Annotated in this window: 22 protein-coding genes and 1 pseudogene; 17 read left to right on the top strand and 6 right to left on the bottom strand. The window is 63.6% G+C overall.

What is annotated here, in order from left to right; all coding sequences use genetic code 11:
* Positions 1-78: 78 nt before the first annotated feature.
* The 4 genes and pseudogenes from coaBC (at position 79) to argB (ending at position 4,200) form a co-directional block, all read left to right on the top strand.
* A complete protein-coding gene (gene coaBC / locus ACOKS3_RS28770; RefSeq protein ID WP_110639900.1) occupies positions 79-1,290 on the top strand; it encodes a bifunctional phosphopantothenoylcysteine decarboxylase/phosphopantothenate--cysteine ligase CoaBC in 1,212 nt (403 codons plus the stop codon).
* 5 nt (positions 1,291-1,295) lie between these two features.
* Entirely contained in the window at positions 1,296-1,751 is a 456-nt protein-coding gene (gene dut, locus ACOKS3_RS28775) for a dUTP diphosphatase (RefSeq protein ID WP_103448479.1), read from the top strand.
* Between the two features lie 136 nt (positions 1,752-1,887).
* A pseudogene (locus ACOKS3_RS28780) lies at positions 1,888-3,261 on the top strand (phosphomannomutase/phosphoglucomutase); the annotation flags it as partial.
* A gap of 30 nt (positions 3,262-3,291) precedes the next feature.
* The gene (gene argB, locus ACOKS3_RS28785) at positions 3,292-4,200 is read left to right on the top strand and encodes an acetylglutamate kinase (protein WP_103448477.1); all 909 of its coding nucleotides are present in this window, start codon (positions 3,292-3,294) and stop codon (positions 4,198-4,200) included.
* 80 nt (positions 4,201-4,280) lie between these two features.
* Here the strand turns inward: argB and pyrE are convergent, their stop codons facing one another.
* A complete protein-coding gene (pyrE, locus tag ACOKS3_RS28790) occupies positions 4,281-4,922 on the bottom strand; it encodes an orotate phosphoribosyltransferase (RefSeq protein WP_103448476.1) in 642 nt (213 codons plus the stop codon).
* Between the two features lie 80 nt (positions 4,923-5,002).
* Between pyrE and ACOKS3_RS28795 the strand changes: the two genes are divergently transcribed.
* Positions 5,003-5,782, top strand: coding sequence for an exodeoxyribonuclease III (locus tag ACOKS3_RS28795; RefSeq protein ID WP_008091582.1), 780 nt, complete (start codon positions 5,003-5,005; stop codon positions 5,780-5,782).
* A gap of 61 nt (positions 5,783-5,843) precedes the next feature.
* Here the strand turns inward: ACOKS3_RS28795 and rph are convergent, their stop codons facing one another.
* Positions 5,844-6,566 carry a ribonuclease PH gene (gene rph, locus ACOKS3_RS28800; protein WP_103448475.1) on the bottom strand — a complete coding sequence of 241 codons (723 nt, stop codon included), beginning with the start codon at positions 6,564-6,566 and terminating at the stop codon, positions 5,844-5,846.
* Positions 6,567-6,771: 205 nt separating this feature from the next.
* On the opposite strand from rph, the gene ACOKS3_RS28805 reads away from it, so the two are divergent.
* Positions 6,772-7,635 carry a YicC/YloC family endoribonuclease gene (locus ACOKS3_RS28805; RefSeq protein ID WP_422763574.1) on the top strand — a complete coding sequence of 288 codons (864 nt, stop codon included), beginning with the start codon at positions 6,772-6,774 and terminating at the stop codon, positions 7,633-7,635.
* Between the two features lie 13 nt (positions 7,636-7,648).
* Complete coding sequence (gene gmk / locus ACOKS3_RS28810; protein ID WP_422763575.1) at positions 7,649-8,269, top strand: guanylate kinase; 621 nt, start codon at positions 7,649-7,651, stop codon at positions 8,267-8,269.
* 34 nt (positions 8,270-8,303) lie between these two features.
* Here the strand turns inward: gmk and ACOKS3_RS28815 are convergent, their stop codons facing one another.
* The 3 genes from ACOKS3_RS28815 to ACOKS3_RS28825 form a co-directional block, all read right to left on the bottom strand.
* Positions 8,304-9,842: an APC family permease gene (locus ACOKS3_RS28815; protein ID WP_103448472.1), complete on the bottom strand. Its 1,539-nt coding sequence runs from the start codon at positions 9,840-9,842 to the stop codon at positions 8,304-8,306.
* A gap of 117 nt (positions 9,843-9,959) precedes the next feature.
* On the bottom strand, positions 9,960-10,715 hold the full coding sequence (locus ACOKS3_RS28820) for a gamma-glutamyl-gamma-aminobutyrate hydrolase family protein (RefSeq protein ID WP_103448471.1): 756 nt from the start codon (positions 10,713-10,715) through the stop codon (positions 9,960-9,962).
* Positions 10,716-10,719: 4 nt separating this feature from the next.
* Positions 10,720-12,102, bottom strand: a complete 1,383-nt coding sequence (locus tag ACOKS3_RS28825; RefSeq protein WP_103448470.1) for a glutamine synthetase family protein — start codon at positions 12,100-12,102, stop codon at positions 10,720-10,722.
* Between the two features lie 205 nt (positions 12,103-12,307).
* Here ACOKS3_RS28825 and ACOKS3_RS28830 point away from each other — a divergent pair, with 205 nt between their 5' ends.
* The 5 genes from ACOKS3_RS28830 to ACOKS3_RS28850 all read left to right on the top strand — a co-directional run bounded on the left by ACOKS3_RS28830 (position 12,308) and on the right by ACOKS3_RS28850 (position 17,000).
* A complete protein-coding gene (locus ACOKS3_RS28830; protein ID WP_422763576.1) occupies positions 12,308-13,180 on the top strand; it encodes a LysR family transcriptional regulator in 873 nt (290 codons plus the stop codon).
* Between the two features lie 203 nt (positions 13,181-13,383).
* A complete protein-coding gene (gene rpoZ / locus ACOKS3_RS28835; RefSeq protein ID WP_016394025.1) occupies positions 13,384-13,647 on the top strand; it encodes a DNA-directed RNA polymerase subunit omega in 264 nt (87 codons plus the stop codon).
* A 59-nt stretch (positions 13,648-13,706) separates the two neighbouring features.
* Positions 13,707-15,815: a bifunctional GTP diphosphokinase/guanosine-3',5'-bis pyrophosphate 3'-pyrophosphohydrolase gene (gene spoT, locus ACOKS3_RS28840; protein WP_103448468.1), complete on the top strand. Its 2,109-nt coding sequence runs from the start codon at positions 13,707-13,709 to the stop codon at positions 15,813-15,815.
* A gap of 23 nt (positions 15,816-15,838) precedes the next feature.
* Positions 15,839-16,219, top strand: a complete 381-nt coding sequence (locus ACOKS3_RS28845) for a RidA family protein (protein ID WP_043199829.1) — start codon at positions 15,839-15,841, stop codon at positions 16,217-16,219.
* A gap of 55 nt (positions 16,220-16,274) precedes the next feature.
* Positions 16,275-17,000: a hypothetical protein gene (locus ACOKS3_RS28850; RefSeq protein ID WP_103448467.1), complete on the top strand. Its 726-nt coding sequence runs from the start codon at positions 16,275-16,277 to the stop codon at positions 16,998-17,000.
* A gap of 138 nt (positions 17,001-17,138) precedes the next feature.
* On the opposite strand, the gene ACOKS3_RS28855 is transcribed toward ACOKS3_RS28850, so the two are convergent.
* The gene (locus ACOKS3_RS28855) at positions 17,139-17,996 is read right to left on the bottom strand and encodes an SDR family oxidoreductase (protein WP_103448466.1); all 858 of its coding nucleotides are present in this window, start codon (positions 17,994-17,996) and stop codon (positions 17,139-17,141) included.
* A gap of 191 nt (positions 17,997-18,187) precedes the next feature.
* Here ACOKS3_RS28855 and exbB point away from each other — a divergent pair, with 191 nt between their 5' ends.
* The 5 genes from exbB to recG all read left to right on the top strand — a co-directional run bounded on the left by exbB (position 18,188) and on the right by recG (position 23,419).
* Positions 18,188-19,153: a tonB-system energizer ExbB gene (gene exbB, locus ACOKS3_RS28860; protein ID WP_422763577.1), complete on the top strand. Its 966-nt coding sequence runs from the start codon at positions 18,188-18,190 to the stop codon at positions 19,151-19,153.
* A 3-nt stretch (positions 19,154-19,156) separates the two neighbouring features.
* On the top strand, positions 19,157-19,585 hold the full coding sequence (gene exbD, locus ACOKS3_RS28865) for a TonB system transport protein ExbD (RefSeq protein WP_103448464.1): 429 nt from the start codon (positions 19,157-19,159) through the stop codon (positions 19,583-19,585).
* Entirely contained in the window at positions 19,582-20,316 is a 735-nt protein-coding gene (locus ACOKS3_RS28870) for an energy transducer TonB (protein ID WP_103448463.1), read from the top strand. Before exbD ends, ACOKS3_RS28870 begins: the two co-directional genes overlap by 4 nt.
* 94 nt (positions 20,317-20,410) lie before the next feature.
* A complete protein-coding gene (locus tag ACOKS3_RS28875; protein WP_422763578.1) occupies positions 20,411-21,337 on the top strand; it encodes a hydrogen peroxide-inducible genes activator in 927 nt (308 codons plus the stop codon).
* A gap of 3 nt (positions 21,338-21,340) precedes the next feature.
* On the top strand, positions 21,341-23,419 hold the full coding sequence (gene recG / locus ACOKS3_RS28880; protein WP_103448461.1) for an ATP-dependent DNA helicase RecG: 2,079 nt from the start codon (positions 21,341-21,343) through the stop codon (positions 23,417-23,419).
* Positions 23,420-23,482 lie beyond the last annotated feature (63 nt).

The following is a 23,482-nucleotide window of genomic DNA, read 5'->3' on the forward strand; positions in this document are numbered from 1 at the left end:
TTCGCCTCGTACATGCGACGTTCTGCCGCAGGCATTTTCAAACGTCGCCGCCCGCTCTCACTGGAAAAAGGCAAGCCTATGCAGCGGCTGTATCGCAAGCGCATCGTTCTCGGCGTCGGAGGTGGCATTGCCGCCTACAAAAGTGCCGAACTGATTCGCCGACTCCTGGAGCACGGCGCGCAGGTGCGCGTCGTCATGACCCGCGGTGGTGCCGAATTCATCACCCCGCTGACCCTGCAGGCGCTGTCCGGCCACCCGGTGCACATGGATCTGCTCGACCCTGCCGCCGAAGCGGCCATGGGCCACATCGAACTGGCCAAGTGGGCCGACCTGGTGCTGATCGCACCGGCCACCGCCGACCTCATGGCGCGCATGGCCCAAGGCATGGCCGACGATCTGCTGACCACTCTGGTGCTGGCCACCGACGCCACCGTGGCCGTGGCCCCGGCGATGAACCAGGCGATGTGGCGCGACCCGGCCACGCAAGACAACCTCGAACTGCTCAAGCGCCGTGGCATCCAGGTCTTCGGCCCGGCCTCGGGCAGCCAGGCCTGTGGCGACGTGGGCCTGGGCCGCATGCTCGAAGCCACCGACCTGGCCTGGTGCGCCGCAGAAAGCTTCAAGCGCCAGGCGCTGACCGGCAAGCATGTGCTGATCACCGCCGGCCCGACCCAGGAAAACATCGACCCGGTGCGCTACATCACCAATCATAGCTCCGGCAAGATGGGCTTCGCCCTGGCCGAAGCGGCCGCCGAAGCCGGTGCTCGGGTGACCCTCGTCACCGGCCCTGTACACCTGCAGACCCCCGACCGCGTTCAGCGTATCGACGTGGTCAGCGCGCGGGACATGCTCGCAGCCTGTGAAGCCGCCATGCCGTGCGACCTGTTCATCGCGTCCGCGGCGGTCGCAGACTACCGCCCAGAGGTGGTTGCCCCGCAAAAGCTCAAGAAAGATCCTACGACCGGCGACGGCATGCTGCTGCAGATGGTGCGCAATCCCGATATTCTTGCCACCATCGCTGGCCGTGCCGACCGCCCGTTCAGCGTCGGCTTCGCCGCCGAGACCGAACACTTGCTCGATTACGCCACGCGCAAGCTCAAGGACAAGAACCTCGACCTGATCGTCGCCAATGATGTGGCCAACCCCAGCATCGGCTTCAACAGCGAGGAAAATGCCCTGACCGTGATCGACCGCCAGCAGCACCAGACCCTCTTCGCGCAGACCAGCAAAGGCAAGATCGCCCGGCAACTGGTCGCCTTCATCGCCGAACGGCTCAATCAGGTTCAATAAGTTACATGCACGCTCTTCAAGCCAAGATTCTCGACCCACGCCTGGGCAGCGAATTCCCGCTGCCGCAATACGCCACCCCGGGTTCCGCCGGCCTCGACCTGCGCGCCCTGCTGAAAGAGGACACCGTCCTCGAGCCGGGCCAGACCCTGCTGATCCCGACCGGCCTGTCGATCTACATCGGCGACCCAGGCCTGGCGGCCATGATCCTGCCGCGCTCGGGCCTGGGCCACAAGCATGGCATCGTGCTTGGCAACCTGGTCGGCCTGATCGACTCGGACTACCAGGGCGAGCTGATGGTGTCGTGCTGGAACCGTGGCAACACGCCGTTCACCATCGCTGTCGGCGAGCGCATCGCTCAGTTGGTGCTAGTGCCGGTGGTACAAGCGCATTTCGACATCGTCGAGAGCTTCGACGAGAGCCAGCGTGGCACAGGCGGCTTCGGCCATTCCGGCAGTCACTGAGTCGACCAACAAGCGTTCAGGCCAAGGATGGCGAACTCTCTGGCGATTCCACCGTCCAAGCGTTCAGTTTGCGCCTGCCCAGAAAAGCCTTTGACTAATGGAGTTTCCCGAGATGAACGACATGGCCCACCTGGTCCCGGCACTGCCGGAAAGCATCTTCCGCGCCTATGACATCCGCGGTGTGGTCGGCAAGACCCTGCACGGCGAAACCGCCTACTGGATCGGCCGCGCCATCGGCGCGCAGACCATCGCCCAGGGCGAACCACAGATTTCCGTTGGCCGTGATGGCCGCCTGTCCGGCCCGATGCTGGTCGAGCAGTTGATCCAAGGCCTGGTCGATGCCGGTTGCCAGGTCAGCGACGTCGGCCTGGTGCCGACCCCTGCCCTGTACTACGCCGCCAACGTATTGGCCGGCAAGTCGGGCGTGATGCTCACCGGCAGCCACAACCCGTCGGACTACAACGGCTTCAAGATCGTCATCGCTGGCGACACCTTGGCGAACGAGCAGATCCAGGCCCTGCTGACCCGCCTGAAGACCAACGACGTGCCACGCGGCGAAGGCAGCGTGCAGAAGGTCGAAATCCTCGATCGCTATTTCCAGCAGATCGTCGGTGACGTGAAGCTTGTGAAGACGCTCAAGGTCGTAGTGGATTGCGGCAATGGCGCCGCCGGTGTCGTGGCGCCGCAGCTGATCGAAGCCCTGGGCTGCGAAGTCATCCCGCTGTTCTGCGAAGTGGACGGCAACTTCCCCAACCACCACCCGGACCCGGGCAAGCCGGAAAACCTCGAAGACCTGATCGCCAAGGTCAAGGAAACCGGCGCCGACATCGGCTTGGCCTTCGACGGCGACGGTGACCGCGTGGGCGTGGTGACCAACACCGGCAGCATCGTCTACCCCGACCGCCTGCTGATGCTGTTTGCCCTCGACGTGCTGGAGCGCAACCCGGGCGCCGAGATCATCTTCGACGTCAAATGCACCCGCCGCCTGACCCCGCTGATCGAACAGCACGGTGGCCGCGCCCTGATGTGGAAGACCGGCCACTCGCTGATCAAGAAGAAGATGAAGCAGACCGGCTCGCTGCTGGCTGGCGAGATGAGCGGTCACATCTTCATCAAGGAACGCTGGTACGGTTTCGACGACGGCATCTACAGCGCAGCGCGCCTGCTGGAGATCCTCAGCAAGGCCTCGCAGAACGCCGAAGACCTGTTCGCCGCCTTCCCGAACGATATTTCCACGCCGGAAATCAATATTGATGTGACCGACGAGGGTAAATTCAGCATCATTGATGCACTGCAACGCGACGCCGACTGGGGCGAAGCCAACCTGACCACCATCGACGGTGTGCGGGTCGACTACCCGAAAGGCTGGGGCCTGGTCCGCGCCTCCAACACCACACCGGTGCTGGTGCTGCGTTTCGAGGCTGAAAGCGCCGCCGAGTTGCAACGTATCAAGGATGTTTTCCGTGCCCAGTTGCTGCGGGTTGCCCCTGAGCTGCAACTGCCGTTCTGACCGACTATCTGTTCCTTACAGGAGCCCTGCATGACCCTCGATCGCGATGCCGCTTCCCATGTAGCCGAGGTTTTGTCCGAAGCACTGCCTTACATTCGCCGCTTTGTCGGCAAGACCCTGGTGATCAAGTACGGCGGCAACGCGATGGAGAGCGAGGAGCTCAAGACCGGCTTTGCCCGGGACATCGTGCTGATGAAGGCCGTGGGCATCAACCCGGTGGTCGTGCACGGTGGCGGCCCGCAGATCGGTGACCTGCTCAAGCGCCTGTCGATCGAGAGCCACTTCATCGATGGCATGCGCGTCACCGACGCCGCGACCATGGACGTGGTGGAGATGGTCCTCGGCGGCCAGGTCAACAAGGACATCGTCAACCTGATCAACCGCCATGGCGGCAGCGCCATCGGCCTGACCGGCAAGGACGCCGAGCTGATTCGTGCGAAGAAGCTCACCGTCAGCCGCCAGACCCCGGAGATGACCCAGCCGGAAATCATCGACATCGGCCACGTCGGCGAAGTAGTCAGCGTCAACACCGACCTGCTGAACATGCTGGTGAAAGGCGACTTCATCCCGGTGATCGCGCCGATCGGCGTGGGCGCCAACGGTGAGTCGTACAACATCAACGCCGACCTGGTGGCGGGCAAGGTCGCCGAAGCACTGAAGGCTGAAAAGCTGATGCTGCTGACCAACATCGCCGGCCTGATGGACAAGCAGGGCCAGGTCCTGACCGGCCTGACCACCGAGCAGGTCAACGAACTGATCGCCGACGGCACCATCTACGGCGGCATGCTGCCAAAGATCAAGTGCGCGCTGGAAGCGGTCCAGGGCGGCGTCAACAGCTCGCACATCGTCGACGGCCGCGTGCCGAACGCGGTGCTGCTGGAGATCTTCACCGACAGCGGCGTCGGCACCCTGATCACCAACCGCAAGCGTCACGCATAACCCGCGAAGAGGCCGTAACAGGCGTCACAAAAAAGGCGACCTTCTCACGAAGGTCGCCTTTTTTCGTTACCGGGCCAGGATCAGATCCCGTACTGCGCCCGGTATGCCTCGACAGCCGGCAGATGCTGCTTGAGCTGCGGATCGTCCGCCAGGAACTCCAGTACCTGGGTCAGCGAAACGATGCTGACTACAGGAATACCGAAGTCACGCTCCACTTCCTGAATCGCCGACAGCTCGCCATTGCCGCGCTCTTCGCGGTTCAGTGCGATCAGCACGCCAGCGGCCTTGGCCTGCTGGGCGTTGATGATCTGCATCACTTCGCGAATCGCGGTACCGGCAGTGATCACGTCGTCGATGATCAGCACGTCACCGGCCAGCGGCGCGCCTACCAGGCTGCCGCCTTCGCCGTGATCCTTGGCTTCCTTGCGGTTGAAGCACCACGGCACGTCGAGCTGGTGCTGATCGGCCAGGGCCACGGCGGTGGCCGCCGCCAGGGGGATACCCTTGTAGGCTGGGCCAAACAGCACGTCGAACGGGATCTTGCTGTCGACGATGGCTGCCGCGTAGCAACGGCCCAGTTGCGCAAGGGCGGAACCGGTGTTGAACAGGCCGGCATTGAAGAAATACGGGCTGGTACGCCCCGATTTCAGGGTGAATTCACCGAAGCGCAGCACGCCGCGATCGATGGCAAAACGGATGAAGTCGCGCTGATACGGCTGCATGTAAGGTCCCGGACACCACGGATTTAGCTAAATGGGTTGAGCTCGGGTATCATACACGCACGAGATTTTTGGGGCCATTTATGCGGATCATCAGTGTGAACGTGAATGGCATTCAGGCTGCAGCCGAGCGTGGATTGCTCAGCTGGCTGCAAGCCCAGAATGCCGACGTCATCTGCCTTCAGGATACCCGCGCCTCGGCCTTTGAACTCGACGACCCAGCTTTCCAGCTCGATGGCTATTTCCTTTATGCCTGCGACGCGGAGGTACCCGCCCAAGGTGGCGTGGCACTGTACTCGCGCATGCAGCCCAAGGCAGTCATCACCGGCCTGGGTTTCGAGACAGCCGACCGCTACGGGCGTTATCTGCAAGCAGATTTCGACAAAGTCAGTATTGCCAGCCTGCTGCTGCCTTCGGGTATGAACGGCGACGAAGACTTGAACCAGAAATTCAAGTTGATGGACGACTTCGCCAAGTACCTGGACAAGCAGCGTCGCAAGCGTCGCGAATACATCTATTGCGGCTCGTTCTACGTGGCGCAACAGAAGCTCGACATCAAGAACTGGCGTGACAGCCAGCAGTCGCCGGGCTTCCTGCCGCCAGAGCGGGCATGGATGGATGCGATCACCGGCGACATGGGCTATGTCGATGCCTTGCGCGAAGTCAGCCGTGAAGGCGACCAGTACAGCTGGTGGCCGGACAACGAGCAGGCCGAGATGCTCAACCTGGGCTACCGGTTCGACTACCAGATCCTCACCCCGGGCCTGCGCCGCTTCGTGCGCAATGCCCGCCTGCCGCGTCAGCCGCGCTTCTCCCAGCATGCGCCGCTGATTGTCGACTACGACTGGACGTTGACCATCTGAGCCCTGCTCAGACACAAAAAAGCCGACAGTGATGTCGGCTTTTTTGTGTCTGCAGGAACAGTCAGTCGGCCAACGCGGCGTTCTGCAGTTCGAAGATTTCGCTCATGCCCTTTTGCGCCAGCGCCAGCATGGCGTTGAAGTCTTCAGGCTGGAACGGCGCACCTTCGGCAGTGCCCTGTACTTCGATGAAACCACCGGCGCTGGTCATGACCACGTTGAGGTCGGTTTCTGCAGCGGAGTCTTCCAGGTAGTCCAGGTCGAGTACTGCTTCACCTTGGTACATGCCCACCGACACGGCAGCGATCATGTGCTTGAGCGGGTTGCCGGCCTTCAGGCCACCGCGCTTCTTGATCACGGCCAGGGCGTCGCACAGGGCGACCATGGCGCCAGTGATCGAAGCGGTGCGGGTGCCGCCATCGGCCTGGATCACGTCGCAGTCGATGTACAGGGTGATATCACCGAGCTTGCTCATGTCCAGGGCGGCGCGCAGCGAGCGGCCGATCAGGCGCTGGATTTCCAGGGTGCGGCCACCTTGCTTGCCACGGCTGGCTTCGCGCTGGTTACGCTCGCCGGTGGAGCGCGGCAGCATGCCGTACTCGGCGGTCAGCCAACCTTGGCCCTGGCCTTTCAGGAAGCGCGGCACGCCGTTTTCGACGCTGACCGTGCAGATGACCTTGGTGTCACCGAACTCGACCAGTACCGACCCTTCGGCGTGCTTGGTGTAGTTGCGGGTGATGCGGATCGAGCGGAGCTGATCGGCGGCGCGACCACTTGGACGTTTCATCTGGGATACCTGTACTGGGACTTTGAATCTGCCCGCCATTATAGAGCCCGTCGCCCCCAGAGGACATGCCTATTGTCGCGCCCTTGGCAGCCTGTCGCCTTTTCCCACTCCCTGGCACGCGCTCTGTAACATGGGCGGATTGGGCGCCACGTGCGCACTGCGCTACAATCGCGCGCCTTCAATTCATTTACGCGAGGTACTTCCCATGGTGCACAGCATGACCGCTTTTGCTCGTGTCGAGCGTGCAGGCAGCCAAGGCACCCTGGTCTGGGAACTGCGCTCGGTCAACCACCGTTACCTTGAGCCCCACCTGCGCCTGCCGGACGCCCTGCGCGACCTGGAAGGCGCGGTACGTGAAGGCCTGCGCCAGGGTCTGTCGCGCGGCAAGGTCGAATGCACTCTGCGCCTGCACGAAGACAGCAACGGCAAGCCGCTCAAGGTCGACCGTGAGCGCGCCGCGCAGCTGGTCGCCGCCGCCGAGGAGGTAGCCGGCCTGATCAAGCAGCCGGCCGCACTCAACCCGCTGGAAGTGCTGTCCTGGCCGGGCGTGCTGGTGGCCGACGCCACTGACCCCCAGGCCCTGAACGCCGAAGCCGTGGCGCTGTTCGACGAGGCCCTGGCCGAGCTCAAGGCCGGGCGCCTGCGCGAAGGCCAGGAGCTGGCCCGGCTCATCAACGAACGCCTGGACAACATGACCACCGAGGTCACCACCCTGCGCGCCCTGGTGCCGCAGATGCTCGCCGCCCAGCGCCAGAAGATCCTCGACCGTTTCGGCGACCTCAAGGCCGAGCTCGACCCGCAGCGCCTGGAGCAGGAAATGGTGCTGCTGGCACAGAAGAGCGACGTCGCCGAGGAACTCGACCGCCTCAGCACTCACGTCAACGAAGTGCGCCGGGTGCTCAAGTCCGGCGGTGCCGCCGGTCGGCGCCTGGATTTCCTGATGCAGGAACTCAACCGAGAGGCCAACACCCTGGGCTCCAAGGCCTTCGACCCACGCAGCACGCAAGCGGCGGTCAACCTGAAGGTGTTGATCGAACAGATGCGTGAACAAGTACAGAACATCGAGTAAGGCCACCCCGACCATGAATCAAAGCAGCGGCACCCTCTATATCGTTTCGGCACCGTCCGGCGCCGGCAAGACCAGCCTGGTCACCGCCCTGATCAAGGCCGACCCGCGCGTCAGCGTCTCGGTCTCGCACACCACCCGCGCCATGCGCCCGGGCGAAGAACACGGCGTGAACTACCACTTCGTCAGCCATGACGATTTCAAGGGGCTGATCGCCAAGGGTGACTTCCTCGAACACGCCGAAGTGTTTGGCAATTTCTACGGGACTTCGCGCAGCGCACTGCAAGAGGTGCTGGACCGGGGCAACGACCTGATCCTGGAAATTGACTGGCAAGGCGCCCAGCAGGTGCGCAAGCTGATGCCCGAGGCACGTTCGGTGTTCATCCTGCCGCCGAGCCAGCAGGCCCTGCGCGAGCGTCTGGATGGCCGTGGCCAGGACAGCGAAGAGATCATCGCCGGGCGCATGAAGGAAGCGGTCAGCGAGATGGAGCACTACGACGAGTATGAGTACGTCATCATCAACGACGACTTCGATGTGGCGCTGGAGGAATTGAAAGCGGTGTTCGTGGCCAACCGACTGCTGCTGAAGAAACAGCAGCAGGGCAACAGCGAACTACTTAAAGAACTGCTCGCCTGATAAATCGAAAGGGGCCGCTTTGCGGCCCCTTGCATCATTCCTGCAGTGGCAAGGTAGCCTGCTGGCGCAGGGTCGCCCCGAGGAAGTAAGCCGGCGCACGCATCCGCGAAATCATCATCAGCACGATCCCCAGTGCCGAAATGATCGCCGCAATCACGAACACCAACCCCAGCCCGGCCACATGCGAGCCGCTGCCGAAGTCCGGCGAGGCGCTGTCGATGGCCGTGCGCACGAAGATCACCGATAGGATCACCCCTCCCACCAACGGGCACAGGCCGCGCATGAAGAAGTGCCGCAGGCTGCCGAACAGGCTGTCACGGAAGTACCAGACACAGGCGAACGCCGTCAGCGAATAGTAGAAGCAGATCATCATGCCCAGCGCCGTGATGGTGTCTGCCAGCACGTTCTCGCTCAGGGTGCGCATGGTCACGTAGAACAGGCCTGCCGCCACACCGGCGCAGATGGTTGCGTAACGCGGCGTTTGTGAACGCGGGCAGACGCTGGCGAACTTCTGCGGCACTGCGCCGTAGTAACCCATGGCCAACAGCGTGCGCGCCGGCGAAACGAAGGTCGACTGCAGCGATGCCGCGGTACTCGCCAGCACCGCAATCGACATCAGGATCGCCAACGGCCCCATCACCGGCCCGGCCAGGTGCGCGAACACGTTTTCCTGGATGCGCGGGTTGTTCAGGCCCAGGCCCTGCTCGCTGATGCCGGCGAACTGCAGGGTGGCAATGGCGGTAACCAGGTACAGGCCAAGGATCAGCAGCACGGTCCAGGTGGCCGCCTTGCCCGGCACCTCGTCACTGCCGACCGACTCTTCGCTGACGGTCAGGCACACGTCCCACCCCCAGAAAATGAAGATCGACAGCGACAGCCCCGCAGCGAAGGCCGAGAACGACTCGACACCGAACGGGTTGAACCAGGCGAAATCGAACTCCAGCGGCGGCGGCGCGGTGGTGCTGCCGAAGGCCGCGAAGGCAAAGCCGAGCAATACCATCAGCTGCAGCGCCACCAGGCCGTATTGCACGGTCATGGTGGTGGCCATGCCGCGGCAGCAGATCCACACCGCCATGGCAATGAACACGCAACAGGTGGTGACATTGATCAACAGGTTGTCGGCCAGCGCCGCCAGCTCATGGTGGCCGGTGATCTGACTGAGGAACAGATAGAAGAAGTCGACGGCAACACCCGCCAGGTTGGACAGCACGATGGTGGTGGCAACGACCAGCCCCCAACCACCGATCCAGCCAATCATTGGGCCGAAGGCACGGGCCGACCAGGTAAACGAAGTGCCGCTATCCGGCTCGGCCGAGTTCAGCTCGCGGTAGCCCAGGGCAACCAGCAGCATCGGCAGGAAGCCGACAATGAACACGGCTGGAAGATGAGCACCGACCTCACGTACGGTCGGGCCAAGGGCGCCGGTCAGGGTGTAGACCGGGGCGATGGTGGAAATGCCCAGCACCACGCTGGCCAGCAGGCCAAGTCGGCCCTTGGCCAGACCTTTGCTGCGCTGAGTGCTGCCCGAGTCGGCCACATCGGGTGGGCGGCCGGCTTCTGTGTAATTGCTCATGAGTTTTTGCCGTAACTATTGGAATTGTTTTCACAGGCCTCGTTCCCAAGGCCTGCTTCCACTCATTGAAAGCGCGCTGCCGGGGGTGAGTCATCCCGGACTTTTGGCTGACTGCTGTCAGACCTCCCGTGCAGCATGGGCAATACAGGCCTCGCGGAACGCCTGGAAAAGGCTCCGGGAGACCGGGTTGTCGGCGAAACGCCATTCAGGGTGCCACTGCACGCCAAGTACAAAGCCCGGCGCGTCAGGCATCGACACTGCTTCGATCAGGCCATCCGGGGCCCGTGCCTCGACCCGCAGGCCTGGGGCCAGACGGTCGATGCCCTGGCTGTGCAGCGAGTTGACCTCGAACTGCACAGCCAGGCCCAGGCGCTCGAACAACCCGCCTGGCGCAACGCTGACGGGATGACGAGGGCCGTATTGCACCTCCAGGGGTGCATCCTCGGGTTCACGATGGTCCATGTAGCCGGGCAGCTCCTGCACACGCTGGTGCAAGCTGCCGCCCAGGGCCACGTTCAGTTCCTGGAAGCCACGGCAGATGCAGAACACCGGCACGCCAGCGGCAATCGCCGCCTGCAGCAGCGGCAGGGTCAGCCGGTCACGGGCAAGGTCGTGCCGGGTCCCTTCAGCGCTGGCGGCGCCATTGTAATGATGCGGCTCGATATTTGAAGGCGAGCCGGTGAAAACAATGCCGTCGAGCTGGGCCAGCAGCGCCTGCGTGTCACTGCCGCCGTCGCGGGCCGGCAGAATCAGCGGCAATCCGGCGAAGCCGGCGGCCTCCACGTACTTGTCGCCCACCGTGTGCGACGAGTTCTTCCCCACCTGCTGGCGGCAGGCGATGATACCGATCAAGGGGACCGCAATTGCGCTCATGGGCTTACACCGTGTGCAGGTACCAGTTGTACTCGAGGTCGGAAATCGAAACTTCGAACTCGGCCAGCTCACTTTCCTTGCAGGCCACGAAGATGTCGATGTAGTCCGGGCTGATGTATTGGTTGAGAACTTCGCTGTCATCCAGCGCACGCAGGGCGTCGCGCAGGTTGTTCGGCAGGCTCTGCTCCAGCTGTTCGTAGGAGTTGCCTTCGATCGGTGCACCCGGCTCGATCTTGCTGGTCAGGCCGTGGTGGATGCCGGCAAGGATGGCCGCCAGCATCAGGTACGGGTTGGCATCGGCACCGGCCACGCGGTGCTCGATGCGCACGTTATCGCTGCTGTCGGTCGGTACGCGCACGGCCACGGTGCGGTTGTCCAGGCCCCAGCTCGGCGCGTTCGGTACGTAGAACTGCGCACCGAAGCGGCGGTAGGAGTTGATGTTCGGGCACAGAAAGGCCATCGACGCCGGCATTGTCTCGAGCACACCGCCGATGGCGTGGCGCAGGGCGTCGCTTTGCAGCGGGTCTTCATTGGCGAAGATGTTCTTGCCGGTTTTCTTGTCCAGCAACGAAATGTGCACGTGCAGGCCATTGCCCGCCTGGCCCGGGTAGGGCTTGGCCATGAACGTGGTGTCCATCTCATGGTCGTACGCGACGTTCTTGATCAGGCGCTTGAGCAGAATCGCATAGTCGCAGGCCTTCATCGGGTCGGCCACATGGTGCAGATTGACTTCGAACTGCGCCGGGGCACTTTCCTTGACGATGGCATCGGCTGGCAGGCCTTGTTCCTTGGCCGCTTCGAGCATGTCCTGCAGGCAGTCGGCGTATTCGTCGAGGTCGTCGATCAGGTACACCTGGGTCGACTGTGGGCGCTTGCCCGAGATTGGCGAGCGTGGCGGCTGCGGGCGGCCGTTGAGGTTGTCCTGGTCGATCAGGTAGAACTCGAGCTCGAACGCGGCGCAGATATCCAGGCCCATGGCGTCGAACTTGCTCACCACCTGGCGCAGCACTTCGCGCGGGTCGGCGAAGAACGGCTCACCGTCGAGTTCGTGCATGGTCATCAGCAGCTGCGCGGTCGGGCGCTTCTGCCACGGCTCGTCGGACAGCGTACCGGCAATCGGATAGCAGATACGGTCGGCGTCACCGATGTCCAGGCCCAGGCCGGTGCTTTCCACGGTCGAGCCATTGATATCGAGGGCGAACAACGAGGCCGGCAGGTTGATACCCTTCTCGTACACCTTGTGCAGGCTGGCGCGCTCGATGCGCTTGCCGCGTACCACGCCGTTCATGTCGGAAATCAGCAGATCGACGTACTGCGTATCCGGATGGGCCTGAAGGAAGTCATTCATCTCGCTGGAAGTACTGGCGCACGGGGTGACCGACGTCATGGCTTACATCCTATGATTTGCTGCGGCGATGTGGGGATACGGCTGGCGCCTCACGGGCGACGATGGTTGCAGCTGTTGTTCTTTTCACTTTCCCATCGTGGGGATTGGTTACCCGACCGGGCGCATTGATTCCCGGGGGCCGTTTCACTATAAAATGGCCCTCATGCAACAGACATTGGCAATTCGGCAAGCAGAGCGTGCACCAATGCAATATCAGATTACTCACGCCGACCTTTCCCTGGTCCTGGCACTGGAACGCGGGCGCTCACTGGCCAAGGCCGCCGAACTGCTCAAGGTCGACGTTTCGACCGTGTTCCGCTCGATTCGCCGGCTGGAGTCGGCGCTGGGCACCGCGCTGTTCGTGAAAAGCCGCAAAGGCTACCTGCCGACCGACACGGCCCAGGCCCTGGCCGAGCAGGCCGAGCGCGCCGAGCAGGCGCTGGATGCCGCACGCATCGCCATGACCAGCGGCGAGCAAGTGGTCAGCGGCACCGTGCGCCTGACCTGCACCGAGGCGGTGATGCACAGCCTGCTGCTGCCGGCGCTGGCCGCATTCATGCCGAACTACCCGGCGTTGTCGCTGGAGATGGGCACTTCCAACACCTTCGCCAACCTCAGCCGGCGCGATGCCGATATCGCCCTGCGCCTGACCAATACGCCGCCGGAGCATCTGGTGGGCCGTTGTCTGGGTTCGACATCTTATGTGATCTGCGGTCAGCCGCAGTGGCGCGAGCGCCTGAACGAATCGGCCAGCAGCGTGCCGTGGATCGCCCCGGACGATTCCATGCAGGACCACCCCACCGTGGTCTGGCGCAACCAGCAATTCCCGGGGCTGAACCCGCGCTACCAGTGCAGTGGCATGTCGACCATCGCCCAGCTGGTGAGCACCGGGTTGGGCGTGGCGGCATTGCCGGACTATATGGTGGATGCACTGCCGGGAGTCGACGCGTTGAGCGGGCCGCTGCCAGGCTGCGATACCCAGCTGTGGCTGCTGACCCGGCCGGATTGCCGGGCGTTGCGCTCGGTGCAGACGCTGTTCGAAGAACTGACGCCGCGGTTGCGGGATGCGATGCTCTGAGGTTATCGTCAGGGCATGCATCGAGGGTGTCTGTTCCGGCCCTTTCGCGGCTGAAGCCGCTCCCACAGGGTATGGTGATACGCAGGCCTGACGGGGTAGCCGATAAAACAGCGCTTCCCTATTGGCTGGTGATTTTTTAAACTATCGAGTCCGCCTGCCCATATTGGGCTGCACGCCTACCGCATTTGCTACTGAGGAAGACCATGGCCCGCGTAACTGTTGAAGACTGCCTGGAACACGTGGATAACCGTTTTGAGCTGGTCATGCTCTCGACCAAGCGCGCCCGTCAGCTGGCTACCGGCGGCAAAGAGCCACGCGTTGCGTGGGAAAACGACAAGCCGACCGTGGTCGCTCTGCGCGAAATCGCCGAAGGTATCGTTACCCCTGAGTTCATCGCCGCCGAAGAGATCGTCACCGAGGATCCGGTCTTCGCCGCGTTCGAGGACGAGTCCAACGAGGCTGTCTGATCGATGCCCTGTCGACGTCGCGCGGCACAAGGCCCTCTTCCTCGGCAAGAGGTGAAACCATGCCGGGCATAGAAGCCTTAGCCGAACGGCTGTCGACCTACCTGGGCCCCGAACAGGTCAACCTGGTTCGCCGCGCCTATTTCTACGCCGAACAGGCACACGACGGGCAGCGCCGCCGCAGCGGCGAGCCCTACGTGACCCATCCGCTGGCCGTGGCCAGCATTCTCGCCGACATGCACATGGACCATCAGAGCCTGATGGCCGCCATGCTGCACGACGTGATCGAAGACACCGGCATCGCCAAGGAAGCCCTCTGCCAGCAGTTTGGCGAGACCGTGGCCGAACTGGTCGATGGGGTCAGCAAGCTGACCCAGATGAACTTCGAGACCAAGGCCGAGGCGCAGGCCGAAAACTTCCAGAAGATGGCCATGGCCATGGCCCGCGATATTCGCGTGATCCTGGTCAAGCTGGCCGATCGCCTGCACAACATGCGCACCCTTGAAGTGCTGTCTGGCGAAAAACGCCGGCGCATCGCCAAGGAAACCCTCGAGATCTACGCCCCCATCGCTAACCGCCTGGGGATGCACACTGTGCGCGTGGAGTTCGAGGACCTCGGCTTCAAGGCCATGCACCCGATGCGTTCGTCGCTGATCCACCGGGCGGTGAAGAGCGCACGCGGCAACCGTAAAGAGATCGTCGCCAAGATCGAGCACTCGCTGGCCAACTGCCTGGCCGCAGACGGCATCGAGGGCGAGGTCAGCGGCAGGCAGAAACACCTCTATGGCATCTACAAGAAGATGCGTGGCAAGCGCCGCGCCTTCAACGAGATCATGGACGTGTACGCCTTCCGCATCATCGTCGACAAAGTCGACACCTGCTACCGCGTGCTCGGCGCCGTGCACAACCTGTACAAGCCACTGCCCGGTCGCTTCAAGGATTACATCGCGATCCCCAAGGCCAACGGCTACCAGTCGTTGCACACCACGCTGTTCGGCATGCACGGCGTGCCCATCGAAATCCAGATCCGCACCCGCGAGATGGAAGAGATGGCTAACAACGGCATCGCCGCACACTGGCTGTACAAGTCCAACGAGGACGAGCAACCCAAGGGCAGCCATGCCCGGGCGCGTCAGTGGGTCAAGGGCATCCTCGAGCTGCAGCAACGTGCCGGCAACTCGCTGGAATTCATCGAAAGCGTGAAGATCGACCTGTTCCCGGACGAGGTCTACGTGTTCACGCCCAAAGGGCGGATCATGGAGCTGCCCAAAGGCTCCACCGCCGTCGACTTCGCCTACGCGGTGCACACCGACGTTGGCAACAGCTGCATCGCCTGCCGCATCAACCGCCGCCTGGCACCACTGTCCGAGCCGCTGCAGAGCGGCTCGACGGTGGAAATCGTCAGCGCCCCGGGCGCACGACCGAATCCGGCCTGGCTCAATTTCGTGGTCACCGGCAAGGCACGCACGCACATTCGCCATGCCCTCAAGCAGCAGCGCCGCTCCGAGTCGATCAGCCTCGGCGAGCGCCTGCTGAACAAGGTGCTGACTGGCTTCGACAGCAGCCTGGAGAAAATCCCTCAGGAGCGTATCCAGGCGATTCTCGCCGAGTACCGCCTGGAGCTGATCGAAGACCTGCTCGAAGACATCGGCCTGGGCAACCGCATGGCCTACGTGGTCGCCCGCCGCCTGCTGTCGGCCGAAGGCGAACAGCTGCCTGCCCCGGAAGGCCCGCTGGCGATCCGCGGGACCGAAGGCCTGGTGCTGAGCTACGCCAAGTGCTGCACGCCGATCCCAGGCGACCCGATCGTTGGCCACCTGTCAGCAGGCAAGGGCATGGTCGTGCACCTGGAAAACTGCCGCAACATCAGCGAAATTCGCCACAACCCTGAGAAGTGCGTACAGCTCTCGTGGGCCAAGGACATCGCTGGCGAATTCAACGTCGAGCTGCGTGTCGAGCTTGAACACCAGCGCGGCCTGATCGCCCTGCTGGCCAGCAGCGTCAACGCTGCCGACGGCAACATCGAGAAGATCAGCATGGACGAACGCGACGGCCGTATCAGCGTGGTCCAACTGGTGGTCAGCGTGCACGACCGTGTGCACCTGGCGCGTGTGATCAAGAAGCTGCGTACCTTGACCGGCGTGGTCCGCATCACCCGCATGCGTACGTAGTCCGCCAACCGCAAGGAGTCATCATGAGCAAGACCGTAATCAACAGCGACAAGGCCCCTGCCGCTATCGGCACCTACTCCCAGGCGATCAAGGCCGGCAACACCGTCTACATGTCGGGCCAGATCCCGCTGGACCCGAAGACCATGGAACTGGTCGAAGGCTTCGAAGCCCAGACCGTGCAGGTGTTCGAGAACCTCAAGTCCGTGGCTGAAGCGGCTGGCGGTTCGTTCAAGGACATCGTCAAGCTGAACATCTTCCTCACCGATCTGAGCCACTTCGCCAAGGTCAACGAGGTGATGGGCCGCTACTTCGAACAGCCGTACCCAGCCCGCGCCGCCATCGGCGTTGCTGCACTGCCGAAAGGCGCCCAGGTCGAAATGGACGCCATTCTGGTCATCGAATGATGCCCCTGGTGACGGGCACCTTGCCCGTCACCCTCCTCTGCAAGGTTATCCCGTCATGCGTCAAGCACTGCCCATCGCGCTGGCAGCCCTGCTTCTGGGCGGCTGCGCCAGCCACAAACCCGAAGATTTCAACGGCACCTGGATCAACCAGGACGCCATCAAGGCCGCCATCAAGGGCGACAGCCTGCGCCAAGCCCTGAACGAACACGGCCCGGTATTCGAGTGGAAGCTCGATGTGAGCAGCCAGCGAGCCAGCTACAGCAATGGCTTCGAGGCGGCCGACGGCCAACTGAGCGCCAACGACAAGCAATGGCAGGCCAGCTTCCCGGGCGGCCAGACTGAATTGCTGGCACTCGACGGCGACGAACTCGAAGCCACCGACCAGAGCGGCACCAAGCAGACCTTCGTGCGCGCCAAGCAACCTGGCAATACGCCGCTGGGTGGCAGCTTCGAGAAGGCGCTGTACCAAGCCTACCTCGGTGGCGACTGGAAGATCATCGAAGGTCAGGGCAAGGGCGCCACCGTACACTTCAGCGATACCGGCAACGTCACCGGCCTGCCAGGCCCGGACCGTTTTGCCCTGTGCCTGGCCGGCGACTGCGCCAGCATGGGTGGCAACAACGACAGCCTGTGGCTGGAGCGCAATCAGCGCGGCGCGCCGTTCATCTTCAAGCGTGATGGCGACAAGATCGCAATCTTCCAGGCGATCAACACTGCCCAGGCGGACGAGATTCCGCAGCTTGCAGCCGGCGCACAGCAGTGGGTGCTGGAGCGGGACTGAAGACCGCTCTCAAACCGAACGCTGCCCCTGCAGAAGGGGGCTTGTCCCGCGAAGAAGCCCCCCGCGGAGCCTGACACCGGCTTTGCCGGTGTTCGCGGGGCAAGCCCGCTCCTACAAAAAACCAGCCAAGCAGCGAATTCAGCTTTTGCCTTCCAGAATCGCCGCATAGCCTTCCTTGTAGCTCGGATACTCCGGCGCCCAGCCCAACGCCCGCACCCGGGCATTGCTGCAACGCTTGCTGCCAGTACGGCGCACCCGCTGCTCATCGGACCACTCGGTAACACCCATGTACTCGCGCAGCCAGGCCACAACATCGGCCAGCGGTGCCGGGTCGTCATCGACGCCGATGTAGCAATCCTCAAGCGCCACACCTTCGGCATCGGCCTGCAGCAGGAACGCCATCAGGCTCGCTGCATCCTCGGCATGAATCCGATTGCCATACAGCGGCGGCTCCTCGGCCACCCGATAGCCTTGCCGCACCTGGCTCAGCAGCCACTCGCGACCCGGGCCGTAGATGCCGGTCAGGCGAATCACGCTGGCAGGCATGCCGCTGGCCAGCGCCAATCTTTCGGCCTCAAGCATCACCTTCCCGGAATAACCTTCAGGTTCGGTGGGCGCGGTTTCGTCGATCCATTCGCCTTCCTTTTGCGCGAACACGCTGCTGCTGGAGACGAACAGCAAGCGCCGTGGGCGCTGACCACGCTCGGCCAGCCACGCCAGTACATGGCGCATACCGTCGACGTAAGCGGCTTGATAGCCAGCCTCATCATGCTGGCTGGCGGCGACGCAGTACACCAGGTAGTCCGGCGAACGCTGTGGCCATGCCTGTGGAATGGCAGGGTCGGACAGGTCGGCAGCGATGGGCGCGATGCCCTCGGGCAGTTGCTCGACCGAGCGGCGGAGGCCACTGATTTGCCAGCCTTTGGCCAGCAGCTGGCGGGCCAGACGGCCGCCTACATCACCACATCCCACGATAATTGCGCAAAGGCCTGACATCACAATACTCCCTAGACCAAAGGATCAGGCTAGCCGTATTACACGATAGGCGGCTAGACCGCAGGTGAAAAAAGCAACAAGATTACTTTTGTTAACAAGAATTACTTGCAATAATGGCACCCCTATCTGTTCTCGGCCGATCTCGAGGCCGTGGAGAACGTACACTTTCTTCTTCATCAGGTCCGGCCAGCATGACACGTACTCAACTTTCCGCTTCGCCAACCCCGTCGCGCGCCTGGCGCGCCATCGCCGCGCTGCTGCTTAGCCTGGTGCTGGCCCCGGTGGCCATGGCCGATGAGCCTGCCGCCAACACCGCCGCCCCAGCTGCTGCCGCTTTGGCCACCCCTGCCACTCCAGCACCCACTGCGGTCGAAGGCCAGGCCGCCACGCCGGTCGATGCACCTGTCGCCGCTGACCCAGCCGTTCAGCAACTGGTTGAAGACACCTCGCTGGGCATGGCCCACGACCTGTCCCCATGGGGCATGTACAAGAACGCTGACATCGTCGTGAAAATCGTGATGATCGGCCTGGCCATCGCCTCGATCATCACCTGGACCATCTGGATCGCCAAGGGCTTCGAGCTGATGGGCGCCAAGCGCCGCCTGCGTGGCGAGATTGCCGCCCTGAAGAAGTCGGTGAGCCTGAAAGAAGCCAGCACCGTCGCCAATAAAGAAGGCACCCTGGCCCACATCCTGGTCCACGACGCCCTCGAAGAGATGCGCCTGTCGGCCAATGCCCGCGAGAAAGAAGGCATCAAGGAACGCGTCAGCTTCCGCCTGGAGCGCCTGGTAGCCGCCAGCGGTCGCGCCATGAGCAACGGCACCGGCGTGCTCGCCACCATCGGCTCTACCGCGCCGTTCGTCGGCCTGTTCGGTACCGTGTGGGGCATCATGAACAGCTTCATCGGCATCGCCAAGACCCAGACCACCAACCTGGCTGTAGTTGCCCCAGGTATCGCCGAGGCCCTGCTGGCCACTGCACTGGGCCTGGTCGCAGCGATCCCGGCCGTGGTCATCTACAACGTCTTCGCCCGCTCCATCGCCGGCTACAAGGCACAGGTGTCCGACGCCTCCGCCCAGGTGTTGCTGCTGGTCAGCCGTGATCTGGACCACCAGGGTGGCGACCGCGCCGCCCCGCACATGGTGAAAGTGGGGTAAACCATGGGCCTGCATCTGAACGAAGGTGGCGACGACCTCGCCGAAAACCACGAAATCAACGTTACGCCGTTCATCGACGTGATGCTGGTGCTGCTGATCATCTTCATGGTCGCAGCCCCGTTGGCCACGGTCGACATCAAGGTCGACCTGCCGGCCTCGACTGCCAAGCCGGCACCGAGGCCCGAGAAACCAGTGTTCGTCAGCGTCAAGGCCGACCAGAAGCTGTATGTCGGCGACGATCAGGTACCTGTTCCCGAACAGCTTGGCCCGATGCTCGACGCCAAGACCAAGGGCGACAAGGAAACCACCATCTTCTTCCAGGCCGACAAGGGCGTGGATTACGGTGACCTGATGGAAGTGATGAACAACATGCGCGCGGCCGGCTACCTCAAGGTCGGTCTGGTAGGTCTCGAGACGGCAGCCAAGAAATGACGAAACCGCGCTCAAACGTGGCGCGCTACGGGGGCAGCCTGGCGATCGTGCTGGGCGTGCACGTGGGCGCCGTGCTGCTGACGCTCGACTGGTCGGTGCCCCAGGCCGTCGAGCTGCCCCCGGCAGCCATGATGGTCGAGCTGGCACCGCTGCCCGAGCCCGCGCCGCCGCCACCACCGAAAGCCGCCCCACAGCCACCGGCACCGGTAGAAGAACCACCGCTGCCCAAGCTGGTCGAGGCGCCGAAACCGAAGATCGCCATCGCCAAGCCGCCCAAGCCGAAGCCCAAACCTCAGCCACCGAAGCCTGAGAAGAAGCCTGAGCCGCCGAAGGATGAGCCACCGGCCAAGGAACAGGTAGCCGATACGCCGCCAAGCAACACGCCACCGCAGAAGTCGGCGGCACCGGCGCCAAGCATCGCTTCCAACAGCCAGGCGCTGCCAACCTGGCAGAGCGACTTGCTGCGCCACCTGGCGAAGTACAAGCGCTATCCGGAGGACGCTCGCCGTCGCGGCCTGCAAGGCATCAACCGCCTGCGCTTCGTGGTCGACGCCGAAGGTAAGGTGGTGTCCTACTCCATGGCAGGCGGCTCCGGCAGCGCGGCCCTGGACCGGGCGACCATGGAAATGATCCGCCGCGCCGGTACGGTACCCAAGCCGCCAGCCGAGTTGCTGACCAATGGCACGATCGAAGTAGTGGCTCCGTTCGTCTACTCGCTGGACCGTCGCTGATACTTTTGTTTCTGTCACAAATCGGCAAGTCTGATAACGTGCGTCTATCGATTGCAGCCGCTATGCTGGGCCCGCAACTTCATGGACGCACGTTATGACCCTCACAGAATTACGCTACATCGTCACGCTCGCCCAGGAGCAGCACTTCGGCCATGCTGCCGAGCGCTGCCACGTCAGCCAGCCGACCCTGTCGGTCGGCGTGAAGAAGCTTGAGGACGAGCTTGGCGTGCTGATCTTCGAGCGCAGCAAGAGCGCGGTGCGCCTGACCCCGGTCGGCGAAAGCATCGTGGCCCAGGCGCAGAAGGTACTGGAGCAAGCCCAGGGCATTCGCGAGCTGGCCCAGGCTGGCAAGAATCAGCTGACCGCCCCGCTCAAGGTCGGCGCCATCTATACCGTCGGCCCGTACCTGTTCCCGCACCTGATTCCGCAGCTGCACCGGGTGGCGCCGCAGATGCCGCTGTATATCGAAGAAAACTTCACTCACGTGCTGCGCGAGAAGCTGCGCAACGGCGAGCTGGATGCAGTGATCATCGCCTTGCCGTTCAACGAAGCCGATGTGCTGACCCTGCCGCTGTACGACGAGCCGTTCTGTGCGTTGATGCCGGCCGACCACCCGTGGACGGCGAAGAAGACCATCGACACTGCCATGCTCAACGACAGGAGCCTGTTGCTGCTTGGCGAGGGCCACTGCTTCCGCGACCAGGTGCTGGAAGCCTGCCCGACGCTGAATAAAGGTGGCGAAGGCTCCAAGCACACCACGGTCGAGTCCAGCTCGCTGGAAACCATCCGCCACATGGTCGCGTCCGGCCTGGGGGTGTCGATCCTGCCGCTGTCGGCCGTGCACAGCCATCACTATGCGCCTGGGGTCATCGAAGTGCGTCCGCTTTCCCCGCCTGCACCGTTCCGTACCGTAGCCATTGCCTGGCGCGCCAGTTTCCCGCGGCCGAAGGCGATCGAGATCCTTGCCGACTCGATCCGCCTCTGCTCGGTGGCCAAGCCACCTGTGGAACAACCGGCCTGATCCATGACTGAGCTGTCGAAGGTCTCGGTCACGGCGCTCAAGGGCGTAGGCGATGCCATGGCGGAAAAGCTCGCCAAGGTCGGCCTGGAGAACCTGCAGGACGTGCTGTTCCACCTGCCCCTGCGCTATCAGGACCGTACCCGCGTGGTGCCGATCGGCCAGCTGCGCCCGGGCCAGGACGCGGTGATCGAGGGCGTGGTCAGCGGTGCCGACGTAACCATGGGCAAGCGCCGCAGCCTGGTGGTACGCCTGGGTGACGGCACAGGCGTGTTGAGCCTGCGCTTCTACCACTTCAGCAACGCGCAGAAGGAAGGCCTCAAGCGCGGCACCCACCTGCGCTGCTACGGCGAAGCCCGCCCCGGCGCCTCGGGCCTGGAAATCTACCACCCGGAATACCGCGCGCTGAATGGCGACGAGCCGCCGCCACCGGTCGAGCAAACCCTGACGCCGATCTACCCGTCAACTGAAGGCCTCACCCAACAGCGCCTGCGCCTGCTCTGCCAGCAGAGCCTGGGGATGCTCGGGCCGCGCAGCTTGCCCGACTGGCTGCCCGATGAACTGGCCCGCGACTACCACCTGGCGCCGCTGGATGATGCCATCCGCTACCTGCACAACCCGCCGGCCGATGCCGACCTCGACGAGCTTGCCGAAGGCCAGCACTGGGCCCAGCACCGCCTGGCCTTCGAAGAGCTGCTGACCCATCAGCTGTCGCAGCAACGCCTGCGCGAGAGCCTGCGCAGCCTGCGGGCGCCGGTACTGCCCAAGGCCAAGCGCCTGCAGGCACAGTACCTGGCCAACCTGGGTTTCCAGCCGACCGGGGCGCAGCAGCGGGTAGCCAACGAAATCGCCTATGACCTCAGCCAGCACGAGCCCATGATGCGCCTGGTGCAGGGCGACGTCGGCGCCGGCAAGACCGTAGTCGCCGCCCTCGCCGCACTGCAGGCCCTGGAAGCCGGCTACCAGGTGGCGCTGATGGCGCCTACCGAAATCCTGGCCGAACAGCATTACATCACCTTCAAGCGCTGGCTGGAGCCGCTAGGCATCGAAGTCGCCTGGCTGGCCGGCAAGCTCAAGGGCAAGGCCCGCGCCAGCGCGCTGGAGCAGATCGCCGGCGGTGCGCCGATGGTGGTCGGTACCCACGCGCTGTTCCAGGAAGAAGTTCGCTTCAAGCACCTGGCCCTGGCGATCATCGACGAACAGCACCGCTTCGGCGTGCAGCAGCGCCTGGCGCTGCGCAAGAAAGGCGTGGCCGGCGAGCTGTGCCCGCACCAGCTGATCATGACCGCCACGCCAATCCCACGCACTCTGGCCATGAGCGCCTATGCCGATCTCGACACCTCGGTACTCGACGAGCTGCCGCCAGGGCGCACGCCAGTGAATACCGTGCTGGTCGCCGACAGCCGCCGCTTCGAAGTGGTCGAGCGGGTTCGCGCCGCCTGTGCCGAAGGGCGCCAGGCCTATTGGGTTTGCACGCTGATCGAAGAATCCGAAGAGCTGACCTGTCAAGCGGCTGAGAGCACTTACGAAGAGCTTGGCAGCGCACTCGGCGAACTGCGCGTGGGCCTGATCCACGGCCGCATGAAGCCGGCAGAAAAGGCCGAGGTCATGGCCGAGTTCAAGCAAGGCAACCTGCAACTGCTGGTCGCCACCACGGTGATCGAGGTCGGTGTGGACGTGCCCAACGCCAGCCTGATGATCATCGAGAACCCCGAACGCCTGGGCCTGGCCCAGCTGCACCAGCTGCGTGGCCGGGTTGGCCGAGGCAGCGCGGTGAGCCACTGCGTGTTGCTGTATCACCCGCCGCTGTCGCAGATCGGCCGCGAACGCCTGGGCATCATGCGGGAAACCAACGATGGCTTCATCATCGCCGAGAAAGACCTTGAGCTGCGCGGGCCCGGCGAAATGCTCGGCACACGCCAGACCGGCCTGCTGCAGTTCAAGGTCGCCGACCTGATGCGCGACGCCGACCTGCTACCGGCCGTGCGTGACGCGGCCCAGGCGCTACTGGCGCGCTGGCCCGACCACGTCAGCCCGCTGCTCGATCGCTGGCTGCGCCACGGTCAACAATATGGGCAGGTGTGACGCCTGTACCAGAATGGACCCAGCTTTGCCAACAGGCTGGTTATACTTCGCGTTTAAAAGAAT

This window comes from Pseudomonas sp. HS6-2, from assembly GCF_049325675.2.
In the GTDB taxonomy this organism is placed as follows: Bacteria; Pseudomonadota; Gammaproteobacteria; order Pseudomonadales; family Pseudomonadaceae; genus Aquipseudomonas; species Aquipseudomonas putida_N.